At 65.1% G+C, this 11,172-nt stretch carries 11 protein-coding genes; 8 read left to right on the top strand and 3 right to left on the bottom strand.

Features of this window, described 5'->3' with window-relative positions; genetic code table 11:
• The first annotated feature begins 261 nt into the window (after window positions 1-261).
• Complete coding sequence (locus tag IVA82_RS47360) at window positions 262-1,371, top strand: DUF2336 domain-containing protein (protein WP_247391604.1); 1,110 nt, start codon at window positions 262-264, stop codon at window positions 1,369-1,371.
• 197 nt (window positions 1,372-1,568) lie between these two features.
• On the opposite strand, the gene mtaB is transcribed toward IVA82_RS47360, so the two are convergent.
• A complete protein-coding gene (gene mtaB / locus IVA82_RS47355) occupies window positions 1,569-2,822 on the bottom strand; it encodes a tRNA (N(6)-L-threonylcarbamoyladenosine(37)-C(2))-methylthiotransferase MtaB (protein ID WP_247391606.1) in 1,254 nt (417 codons plus the stop codon).
• The gene (gene dapF / locus IVA82_RS47350; protein ID WP_247391602.1) at window positions 2,822-3,697 is read right to left on the bottom strand and encodes a diaminopimelate epimerase; all 876 of its coding nucleotides are present in this window, start codon (window positions 3,695-3,697) and stop codon (window positions 2,822-2,824) included. The genes mtaB and dapF overlap by 1 nt, the downstream gene beginning before the upstream one ends.
• Before the next feature lie 237 nt (window positions 3,698-3,934).
• On the opposite strand from dapF, the gene IVA82_RS47345 reads away from it, so the two are divergent.
• Window positions 3,935-4,678, top strand: a complete 744-nt coding sequence (locus IVA82_RS47345; RefSeq protein WP_247391600.1) for a GyrI-like domain-containing protein — start codon at window positions 3,935-3,937, stop codon at window positions 4,676-4,678.
• 5 nt (window positions 4,679-4,683) lie between these two features.
• Window positions 4,684-5,397, top strand: a complete 714-nt coding sequence (locus IVA82_RS47340; protein WP_247391598.1) for an SIMPL domain-containing protein — start codon at window positions 4,684-4,686, stop codon at window positions 5,395-5,397.
• A gap of 208 nt (window positions 5,398-5,605) precedes the next feature.
• On the opposite strand, the gene IVA82_RS47335 is transcribed toward IVA82_RS47340, so the two are convergent.
• Window positions 5,606-6,670 (bottom strand): MBL fold metallo-hydrolase, encoded by a 1,065-nt coding sequence (locus tag IVA82_RS47335; protein WP_247391596.1) that lies wholly within the window; start codon window positions 6,668-6,670, stop codon window positions 5,606-5,608.
• 484 nt (window positions 6,671-7,154) lie between these two features.
• Between IVA82_RS47335 and ffh the strand changes: the two genes are divergently transcribed.
• The 5 genes from ffh (at window position 7,155) to rplS (ending at window position 11,021) form a co-directional block, all read left to right on the top strand.
• Window positions 7,155-8,708, top strand: a complete 1,554-nt coding sequence (ffh, locus tag IVA82_RS47330; RefSeq protein WP_247391594.1) for a signal recognition particle protein — start codon at window positions 7,155-7,157, stop codon at window positions 8,706-8,708.
• A gap of 132 nt (window positions 8,709-8,840) precedes the next feature.
• On the top strand, window positions 8,841-9,173 hold the full coding sequence (gene rpsP, locus IVA82_RS47325) for a 30S ribosomal protein S16 (RefSeq protein WP_143842481.1): 333 nt from the start codon (window positions 8,841-8,843) through the stop codon (window positions 9,171-9,173).
• 9 nt (window positions 9,174-9,182) lie between these two features.
• Entirely contained in the window at window positions 9,183-9,740 is a 558-nt protein-coding gene (rimM, locus tag IVA82_RS47320; protein ID WP_247391588.1) for a ribosome maturation factor RimM, read from the top strand.
• 33 nt (window positions 9,741-9,773) lie between these two features.
• Window positions 9,774-10,529, top strand: a complete 756-nt coding sequence (trmD, locus tag IVA82_RS47315; protein ID WP_247391587.1) for a tRNA (guanosine(37)-N1)-methyltransferase TrmD — start codon at window positions 9,774-9,776, stop codon at window positions 10,527-10,529.
• A gap of 108 nt (window positions 10,530-10,637) precedes the next feature.
• Window positions 10,638-11,021: a 50S ribosomal protein L19 gene (gene rplS, locus IVA82_RS47310; protein WP_148743948.1), complete on the top strand. Its 384-nt coding sequence runs from the start codon at window positions 10,638-10,640 to the stop codon at window positions 11,019-11,021.
• Window positions 11,022-11,172 lie beyond the last annotated feature (151 nt).

Raw genomic sequence — 11,172 nt, 5'->3', positions numbered from 1 at the left:
GCCCTTTTCTGTGTCTCGACAACCAGAAAGTATCCGGTTCACGCTGGATTTGCCGGGCATGCGCTGCGGCATAGTGAATCATTCCCGGGACAGCCCTGCCGCCAGCGGGGGAGGGAGCGCATTTCCTCCGTGGCGGCATCTCGCCGAAGCTATCCGCCCGCCGCCCTCCCCGTGGTTTACGAAACCTTCAGTGCTCGCCTCTAATGATAACGGTTGCTTAGAACAAGCTTCCGTCAATCCGCTCAGGACGAGCCGCGCGTCATGGCCAAGGCCGAGTTATCAATCATCGACGAGGTCGAATCTGCGATCAGGCTTGGCTCGCCGGAAAAGGGCCTCGAAACGGCCCGGCGCGTCACCGACCTGTTCCTGTCATCCGCCGGAAGCTTCGACGACGAGCAGATCCTGCTATTCGATGACGTGCTCGACCGCCTGATCGGCACCATCGAGCTGCGCGCGATCGCCGACATCGGCGCGCGCATTGCACTGGCCGAGATCAGCACGCAGCTCGCGCCGATTGCCCAGGCGCCGCCGTCAGTGATGCGCCGTCTCGCCAACAATGACGAGATCCGCATTGCCGGTCCCGTGCTTCAGGAATCCGCGCGTCTTGACGATGGCGAACTGGTGCAGATCGCAAGGTCCAAGGGCGAGCCGCATCTGCTCGCAGTCGCCGGCCGCTGGTGGCTGAAGGAGATCGTCACCGACGCGCTGCTGGCGCGCCGCTATCCGAGCGTCAGCCGGCGGATTGCCGCCAATCCCGGCGCGCGCGTCTCGGGAGCAGGATTTGCCGTCATCGTCGCACAGTCCGAGTCCGATCCGGAATTGGCCGTGAGCGTCGGGGTGCGTGTCGACCTGCCGTCGGAGCTGCGCCGCCAGCTGGTGCGCTCGGCCACGGATGCCGTTCGCGCGCGGCTGCTGTCGCGCGCGCCGCCGCATCTGTTCGAGGAGATCCAAAGCGCCATCGCGGCCGTTACCGTCGGTGTCGAGCGCGAGATGTCCGGTGTCCGCGATTTCGAAGGCGCCAAGCGCGCCATCGCAAATCTCAAGGGAGCCGGCCAGCTCAGCGAAGCGGCGCTGTTCGGTTTCGCCGCGCAGCGGCGCTATGAAGAAACCGTCGCTGCCTTGGCCGCGCTGTCCGGATCGACCATCGAGGTCATTCGCCCGCTGATGCAGAGCCTGCGCGAGGACGGACTGCTGGTGCCTTGCCGCGCGGCACAGCTCAGCTGGGAGACGACGACCGCCGTGCTCGAAAGCCGGTTCGCCACCGGAGCGATGAAGCCAGCCGATCTGGCCAAGGCGCAAGGCAATTTTGTCCGCATGACGCCGGAGAACGCACGGCGCACGCTGAGATTCTGGCAGGTGCGAGCGTCTTAAAGTTGGCCGTTTGGGCGACGCCGCGTCCACATCCTCAATGTCGTCCCGGCGAAGGCCGGGACCCATAACCCCAGGGAGAAGTTTGGCGAAGGCTGGTCGTTCGGGATTAGTTAGAACCGTCCGCGTTCGATAGACCTCGCAGTATGGGTCCCGGCCTTCGCCGGGACGACATTCAGGTAAGCACGGCGTCTCAGCACCTACACCGTGAGCCGCCCACCATCGCTGCCACTGATTCTGAGCGGCACCACACTGCCCACACGCTCTCCCGCAATCGCTACCGGCAGATAGTGCTCCGTCCGCCCTTGGCTTTCGCTCTCAATCAGCACATCGCGCCTCGCGCCGATTTCGGCTTGCAGCCTCTGCCGCAAGGCCTCGTCGCCCACCGCCCGCAACCGCCTCGCGCGCTGCTTGATCTCGGGACCTGCGACCTGCGGCATGCGCGCGGCCGGCGTGCCGGGGCGCGGCGAATAGGGAAAGACGTGCAGGAAGGTGAGGCCGCATTCTTCGACGAGGTCGAGCGAGCGGGAAAACATCTCCTCCGTCTCGGTCGGGAATCCCGCGATGATGTCGGCGCCGAGCGCGATGTCCGGCCGCAGGCGGCGCACCTCGTCGCAGAACGCGATTGCGTCGCCGCGCGAATGCCGCCGCTTCATGCGCTTCAAGATCAAGTCGTCGCCGGATTGCAGCGACAGATGCAGATGCGGCATCAGCCGCGGATCGTCGGCGATGGCATCGAGCAGATGGCTATCTGCCTCGATCGAATCGATCGAGGAAATGCGCAGGCGTTTTAGCTCCGGCACATGCTGCAGGATTTGCTTGGTCAGCATACCGAGCCTGGGCGCGCCCGGAAGATCAGTGCCGTAGCTCGTGAGATCGACGCCGGTGAGCACGATTTCGGCATGGCCGCGCTCGGCAAGCGCCCGCACCTGATCGACCACGGCCCCCATCGGCACCGAGCGTGAATTGCCGCGGCCATAAGGGATGATGCAGAAGGTGCAGCGATGATCACAGCCGTTCTGCACCTGCACGAACACGCGCGGCAGGCCGGCGGAAAAGCCGCCGATGAGATGCGGCGCCATCTCCTTCACGGCCATGATGTCGCTGACCGCGATCTTTTCGCCGGCGCCGATGTCGAATGCATCGCGCGCCGCGCGCCAGGCCGATGCGCGCATCTTGTCGTCATTGCCGACGACGCGATCGACCTCGGTCATGCCGGCGAACATCTGGCTTTGCGTCTGTGCGGCGCAGCCGGTGACGACGATGCGCGCACCGGGCCGCTCGCGCCTCAGCTTGCGGATCGACTGGCGCGCCTGCGCTACCGCTTCGTTGGTGACGGCGCAGCTGTTGATGACGATGGTATCGGACAGCCCCGCGCCCTCCGCCTCGCGGCGGATCACCTCGGCCTCGAACGCATTGAGACGACAGCCGAAGGTGACGACTTCGACGCCCATCACGCGACCGGCGCGAACAGCGCCGGATCGAAGGCGCCCTCATATTCGAAGGTCGCCGTGCCCGTCATCAGCACGTGGTCGTCGCGCTCGCGCCATTCGATGCCGAGCTTGCCGCCGGGCAGCGTGATCTCGACATTGCGTTCGGTGCGCTTCAGGCGCGCCGCGGCCACCGCAGTCGCGCAAGCCGCCGAGCCGCACGCCTTGGTCAGGCCCGCGCCGCGCTCCCAGGTGCGGATCGTGATGTGGTCGCGATCGACGATATGCGCGAGCGTGATGTTGGCGCGCTGTGGGAAGATCGGGTGATTCTCCAGCAGCGGGCCGAAGCGCTCGAGGTCATAGGCATTGACGTCGTCGACCCAGAAGATCGCGTGCGGATTGCCCATGCTCAGCGCTGACGGCGAATGCAGGATCGGATTGTCGATGGGCCCGATCTGCAATTCGATATAGCGGGTATCGCGAAACTCTTCCGCCAGCGGAATGTCCTGCCAGCCGAACCTGGGCGCGCCCATATCCACGGTGTAGAGATCCGGCGCCGGGCCCTGCCAGCAATTGAGCAGCCCCGCCGGCGTCTCGAACGTTACCGTGGTCTGCCCGGTCTTCTCGAAGATGCGCCGCACCACGCAGCGCATGCCGTTGCCGCAGGCGCCGGCCTCCGAGCCGTCATTGTTGTAGATGCGGATGAAGGCTTCGGTGCCGTCGAGCCGCGGCTTCTGGAGCACCATGAGCTGGTCGTAAGCCACGCCGCCCTGAGCCGATGCGACCGTGCGGGCGTCGTCCGGCGTCACCGGCGCGGCGGAATCGCGCATGTCGACAACGACGATTTCGTTGCCGATGCCGTTCATCTTAGCAAATGCGTGGTTGGCCAGCGCGCTCATGAAAAGTCCTGAATTCGCGTGCCTTATATGGCGATCCTGGGCGCCTTGGCCAGTGCTTTGCCGCGCACGCCCATGACGCATCTGTCATGGGACGAATTCGGCGCTCGCGTGTTAGAACGGCGCGGTTCGCGCATGCCGGGACGCGCGGCCGGTTAAGGCCTTGGTGGGTTAAGGCCTTGGCGGGTTAAAGCCTTGGCGGGTTAAAGCCTTGGTGCGTAAGGTTTTGGGGAGAATAGAATGAATCGCTTTTGCCGTCTCGCTTTGGCCGCGCTGATCCCGGCAGCAGCCATGTCGTTTGGTCCGTTCGCCACGTTGGCACAGAGCCCGAGCCCGGCGCCGGCGGCCTCGGCCAGTCCCTCGCCGGCGCCGTCGGCATCGCCCTCCCCGGCCGCGAGTGCCCCGGCCGCGAGCGCTTCGCCTGCGCCTGTGGCAACGCCGTCGCCTGCCGCCAGCGCCTCACCGGCGCCCAGCCCAGCACCGCCGGCCGCTGCGGCCGCCACCCCCGCCCCGGTGCAGACCGCCGATCCCTTCGGCCAGGAGACCGCGCTCGAGCCGAAGAAGGTCGTGATGGTCAAGGGCACTGCCAATTGGGATTCCGCCTTCGACACGCTGATCGACGCTTTCAAGGCGCTGAATGCGCTCCTGGACAAGCAGGGCATCAAGCACGCCGGCAATTCGATGATCGTCTATACCTCGACGGACGATACCGGCTTCACCTTTCTCGCCGAAATCCCGGTCGAGCAGGATCCGAAAAACCTGCCCAAGGACATGAGCGTCGGCAAATCGCCGGAGGGCAAGGCGCTGAAATTCGTCCATCGTGGCTCCTACGACAACATGGACAACACCTATGAGGCGATCACCAATCACCTCGACGACAAGAAGCTCGAAGCCAAGGACACGTTCATCGAGGAGTACCTGACCGATCCTCTCAAGACGGCCGAGGACAAGCTCGTGATCAATGTTTTCGTACCGCTGAAGTGAGACTGATGAAGAAGCCTGTTGCCCTTTTTGCTTCCCTTGCCGCCGTTTTCGCCGCCACGCTTTTTGCGACGCCCGCGCTCGCCGACGATTTTCCGGCCGTCATCTCCGTGAGCGGCGAAGCGACGGTGTCCGCCGCGCCCGACCTCGCGCACATCGACGCCGGCGTCGCCAATGACGCCAAGTCGGCCAAGGAGGCCTCCGACGCCAACAACGCGGCGATGGGCAAGGTGCTGCTGGCGCTGAAGGGGGCCGGGATCGCCGAGAAGGACTACCAGACCTCGCGTCTGTCGCTTCAGCCGCAATACGCGCCGAACCGCAGTAGCGGCGCCTCGCCGGTGGTCGGTTTCCGCGCCAGCAACCGCGTCACCGTGAAGATTCGCGACGCGACCAAGGTGGCCGGCATCATCGATACGCTGGTCAGCGCCGGCGCCAACGATATCGGCAACATCTCCTTCGAGGTGACCCAGGCGTCGAAGTTGCTCGACGATGCCCGCGAGCAGGCGGTTGCCGATGCCCGCCGCAAGGCCGAGATCTACGCCAAGGCCACCGGCGTCACGCTCGGCGCGCCGCTCAGCCTTTCCGAGGGCGGCGGACCGGTGCCGCTGTTCAAGGGGCGGATGGCCACCGCGCCGATGGCCGCACCGGCTGCGGTTGCGCCGGGCGAGGAAACGCTGTCCGTGACGGTGAATGTGAGCTGGGCGATCAAGCAGGGGCAGTAATAAGTAGAGCGCCGCAAGAGGCACGCTGGAGCAACAACAATAGTGTCGTCCCGGCGAAGGCCGGGATCCATAACCACAGGAAGTGGTTGTGACGCGAAGCTGGTAACTCCGAGTCTTCGCCAAACTGGATCCTGCGGCTATGGGTCCCGGATCTGCACGCGCTGAGGCACGCTTGTCCGGGACGACGAACCGTGTGTGTGGAGCTGGACTAAATCTCCACCACCTGCCCCGGCTTCATCGCCATGAACCGCTCCTGCGGAATCTTCGCGGCATCCAGCGCTTCGACCAGCGCCTTGGCCGGCGCATCGATCGCTTCGTCCGTCAGCTGAAACGTCCCATGGTGATGCCCGAGCGCGGCCTGCGCGCCGCAATCGGCGAGCGCCTTCACCGCATCCTCCGGATTCATGTGCTGGTCGCGCATGAACCAGCGCGGCTCGTAGGCGCCGATGGGCAGGATCGCCAGACGGAGCGGCCCATGCGCCGCGGCGACGCGGCGGAAATGCCTGCCCTCGCCATAGCCGGAATCGCAGACGACATAGATTTTTCCGGCCGGCGTCTCCAGCACAAAACTTGCCCATAACGCCTTGTTGCGATCGAACATGCCGCGCGCCGTCCAATGCCTGGTCGGCACCAGCGTCACGGCAATTCCGCCACCGAGCTCGACGCGATCGTGCCAGTCGAACGCTTCCACCTTGATGGTGGCATCGGCGCTGCGCATCGTGACGTCATTGCCGAGCGGCGTGACCATGCGCGGGGCAAAATTTTTGGCGAGCCGCGACAGCGTCGCGACGTCGAGATGATCGTAGTGTCCGTGCGAGACCAGCACGACGTCGATCTTCGGCAATTTCTCGAATGCGATGCCGGGATCGTTGTGCCGTTTCGGTCCGGCGAAGCTGACCGGCGAGACCCGCATCGACCAGACCGGATCGACCAGGATGTTGAGGCCGCCGGTCTGGATCAGCCAGCTTGCATGACCGACGAAGGAGAGCCGTACCTTGCCGCCGTCGACGCGGGCCGGCGGCGTGTCGGCATGGGGGCTCGGCGCCCACACGGGCCAGGTCGCGCGTTGCCGCCCGCGGCCGAATTGCCAGCGCAGGACCTCGCCAAGCGATCTTGGCGGCGCGCCGTCCGGATCAAAGAAGTGCAGACCGTTGAAATGGTCGGAGGCGGGTCCGTCGTAGGTTTTCATGCGGGACATCCAGAGGAACGGAACGCCGATCAGCGCGGCGCCGCCGGCAAGCAGTCCGAAGATACGGCGGCGGGTGATCGGCACGGCTGGTCAGGGACGATACGCGAGGTAAGGCATCTCGCCTAATATGGGCGACACCTTGGAGAATGGAACCCGCGACCAAAAGCAGCACATTTTCAAAGCCTTGCCTTCCCAGAGGCGCCTCGGTACCCCAACTTTCCTTGACTTTCGGGCTGGACGGGCGTTTAACCCCCGCACTTTCTCGGAAAGGCTTTCTTTTCGACCCGCCCACTGGCCCTTGAGGCCAGAGGCCAACGCCCGACAGCGCTGTGCGCCCTCGGGCGCAAAGGTGTTTGGAACTAAGTCTTGGGCAATCGCCAAGACACATTCAGGGTCATCCCCCGCCTTGTGCGCAATTGCGCACTGGGGCGGGGGATCCAGTATTCCAGAGGCAGCTCGGCTTGAACCGAGACGCCGCGGCGTACCGGATGCCCCGGTCAAGCCGGGGCATGACAGCGGCGATTAACGGAGCGTTCCTCCCATCGGGAGGGTAGCAAGGACAACGGCATTGTTCGACAATCTGTCGGAACGGCTTGGCGGCATTCTCGATCGTCTGACGGGGCGAGGTGCGCTGACCGAAAAGGACGTCGATGCCGCGATGCGCGAGGTGCGCCGCGCGCTGCTGGAAGCCGACGTCGCGCTCGAGGTCGTGCGCAGCTTCACCGAGCGGGTCCGCGAGCAGGCGATCGGCGCCACCGTCGTGAAGTCGGTGACGCCCGGCCAGATGGTGGTCAAGATCGTCCATGACGAGCTGATCAACATGCTCGGCGCCGAAAGCCAGACCATCGACGTCAATTCCGTGCCGCCGGTGCCGATCATGATGGTCGGTCTGCAGGGCTCGGGCAAGACGACGACTACCGCAAAGCTCGCCCGCCGCCTGGTCCAGCGCGACAAGCGCAAGGTGCTGATGGCTTCGCTCGATATCTATCGCCCGGCGGCGATGGAGCAGCTGGCCGTGCTCGGCCGCGATCTCGATATTCCGACCCTGCCGATCGTCGCCGGCCAGCAGCCGCAGCAGATCGCCAAGCGCGCGCTCGAGGCCGGCAAGCTTGGCGGCTACGACATCGTACTGCTCGACACCGCCGGCCGCACCACGCTCGACGAAGAGATGATGGCGGAAGCAGCAAGCATCAAGGCTGCCGCCAATCCGCATGAAGTGCTGCTGGTCGCGGATAGCCTCACCGGCCAGGACGCCGTCAACCTCGCCCGCGCCTTCGACGAGCGCGTCGGCCTCACCGGCATCGTGCTGACCCGCGTGGACGGCGATGGCCGTGGCGGCGCCGCGTTGTCGATGCGCGCCGTCACCGGCAAGCCGATCAAGTTGATCGGCACCGGTGAAAAGACCGACGCGCTGGAAGATTTCCATCCCGACCGTATTGCGGGCCGCATCCTCGGCATGGGCGACGTGGTGTCGCTGGTCGAGCGTGCCGCCGCCAACATCGACGCTGAAAAGGCCGCGCGCACCGCTGAGCGGATGCGCAAGGGCCAGTTCGACCTCAACGACATGCGCGAGCAGCTGTTGCAGATGGCCAATATGGGCGGCATCAGCGGCTTGATGGGCATGATGCCCGGCATCGCCAAGATGAAGAACCAGATCGCGGCGGCCGGCATCGACGACAAGATCTTGAAGCGCCAGGTCGCCGTGATCGATTCCATGACGCGTGACGAGCGCCGTCATCCCGATTTGCTCAAGGCCAGCCGCAAGAAGCGCATCGCCGCTGGAAGCGGCCAGAGTGTCGAGCAGGTCAACAAACTGCTCAAGATGCACCGGAACATGGCCGACGTGATGAAGGCCATGGGCTCGGGCAAGCGCGGCCCGCTCGCCGGCATCGCGCAAGCCATGGGCTTTGGCGGTGGCATGAAGCCGCCTTCGCCGGAAGAGATGAAGGCGTTGCAGGAAAAGATGCAGAGCGGCGGCGGACAGGGCTTGCCCAGCCTGCCGAAAGATCTGCCCCCGGGTCTGCGCCAGGGTCTTCCGAATGTGCCGGGGCTCACGGGCCTCAGCAACAAGCCGACCCTGCCCGGGCTCGGCGGCTTCCCTGGACTGGGGAAGAAGAAGTGATCTCGCCCCGTCATTGCGAGCGCAGCGAAGCAATCCAGACCGTTTCTGCGGAAAAATTTCTGGATTGCTTCGCTGCGCTCGCAATGACGAACCAAACCAACCTTTGATTTAACAGCTACTCAGGAGACCAACATGTCAGTCGTTATTCGCCTCGCGCGCGCGGGCACCAAGAAGCGCCCCGTCTATCACGTGGTCGTCGCCGACTCGCGCTTCCCCCGCGATGGCCGCTTCATCGAGCGTCTCGGCTATTTCAACCCGCTGCTGCCGAAGGACAACGAGACCCGGCTGAAGCTCGACATGGACAAGGTGAAGGCCTGGCTCGCCAAGGGCGCGCAGCCCTCGGACCGCGTGTCGCGCTTCCTCGACGCTGCCGGCGTCAAGAAGCGCGAAGCGCGCAGCAATCCGGAGAAGGCCGTGCCGCGCAAGGAGCGCAAGGCGCAGGCCGAAGCCGCTGCGAAGGGCTAAGGCCAGCCCATGTCGGCGCTGATCTGCGTCGCGCGGATCGGCGCCGCGCATGGTGTGCGCGGCGCGGTCAAATTGTGGACCTTCACCGAAGATCCCTTGGCCGTACGGCGCTACGGGCCGCTGGTCTCCAAGGACGGCAAGCGCCAGTTCGAGGTAGCAACGGCGCGCGAGGCCAGGGATCATCTGGTCGCGACGTTCAAGGGCGTCACGACCCGCGATGAGGCCGAACGCCTCAACGGCATCGAGCTCTATGTCGCGCACGAAAAGCTGCCGGCGACCGATGAGGATGAATATTACCACGCCGACCTGATCGGGCTCGCCGCCGTCACCACGGCCGGCGAAGCGCTCGGCCGCGTGCTCGCTATCCATAATTTCGGCGCCGGCGACATCATCGAGATCGCGCCGCCGAAGGGCGCGACGATGTTGCTGCCGTTCACCAACGCGGTGGTGCCGGAGGTCGATATTGCCGGCGGACGCGTCGTGGTCACGCTGCCGCAGGAGATCGAGGGTGATGACGAGGACGAAGGCCCTTCCACGAGTCGTCCAGGCGCAGGCCGAGACTCATAACCACAGCTCGTGGTTTTGGGTAAGCTGTTTGCGATGACCAACCCCTCACCCTGGCGCGCGACGGTGCTGACGCTGTTTCCGGAGATGTTTCCGGGACCGCTCGGCGTGAGTCTGGCCGGCCGGGCGCTGGGGTCCGGGCTTTGGGAACTGGAGGCGCGGGACATCCGGGCCTCTGCCACCGACCGCCACCGCAGCGTCGACGACACCCCGGCCGGCGGCGGTCCGGGCATGGTGCTGCGGGCGGATATTCTGGCCGCCGCGATCGATGCCGCCGAGATCGGCCAGGATCTGTCAAAACGGCGACCCCGCCTGCTCATGAGCCCGCGCGGTCGGCCATTGACCCAGGCCCGGGTCGTGGAACTTGCCCAGGCTCCCGGTCCCCTGATCGTCTGCGGACGGTTCGAGGGGGTCGACCAGCGGGTCATCGACCAGCGGGGCCTGGAGGAGGTCTCGATCGGCGATTACGTGCTGTCCGGGGGCGAGATCGCGGCCATGGCGCTGATTGATGCCTGCGTCCGGCTGTTGCCGGGAGTCATGGGCAAGGAGGCCTCGGGAACCGAGGAAAGCTTCTCCGATGGCCTGCTGGAATATCCCCAATATACCCGCCCGCAGCTGTTCGAGGGGGTTCCGATCCCGCAAATCCTCACTTCGGGCGACCATGCGAAGGTCGCGGCCTGGCGGCGGGCGGAATCCGAGGCTCTAACGGCGGCTCGGCGGCCAGATTTGCGGACGAAGGACCCGAATCGGGCTCGCGGCCAAAAAACGCCAAAAAGCACGACAGACGGGTGACAAACGCTCCGGCTTGCCTTATAGCAGCGGCCAAATCCGCAATGGCTGGATAGACGAATTTTGCGCAGCCCCCGTTTCCAAGGCTGGGCGCGCGGATGGAGATTACCCATGAACCTGATTAAGCAGCTCGAACAAGAGCAATTCGACAAGCTCTCCGCCGGCAAGGTCATTCCGGAATTCGGCCCCGGCGATACCGTGATCGTCAACGTGAAGGTCGTCGAAGGTGACCGCACCCGCGTGCAGGCCTATGAAGGCGTCTGCATCGGCCGTTCCGGCGGTGGCCTCAACGAGAGCTTCACCGTCCGCAAGATTTCGTACGGCGAGGGCGTCGAGCGCGTATTCCCGGTGATGTCGCCGATGATCGACTCGATCAAGGTGGTGCGCCGCGGCAAGGTCCGTCGCGCCAAGCTCTATTACCTTCGCAATCTCCGCGGCAAGTCGGCCCGTATCGTCGAGAAGAAGCAGGACCGTCCCGCCGCCGTCAACGAGTAGTCTCGGAGACAGGCAGGTTTCGAAAAGCGCGGGGCCTAGCCCCGCGCTTTTTTTGGTGTGCCGAGCATGTTCGACAGCTTGGAGGTGGAAGTCCTTTACCCAGCCTGATGGCGGCGAAGGGTTAGCGAAGCGCAAGGGCGTCATCGCGAGA

The organism is Bradyrhizobium sp. 142 (assembly GCF_023074015.1).
GTDB lineage: Bacteria > Pseudomonadota > Alphaproteobacteria > Rhizobiales > Xanthobacteraceae > Bradyrhizobium.
The sequence above is the reverse complement of the archived record's forward strand: the minus strand, read 5'-3'. Positions and strand labels throughout refer to the sequence as shown.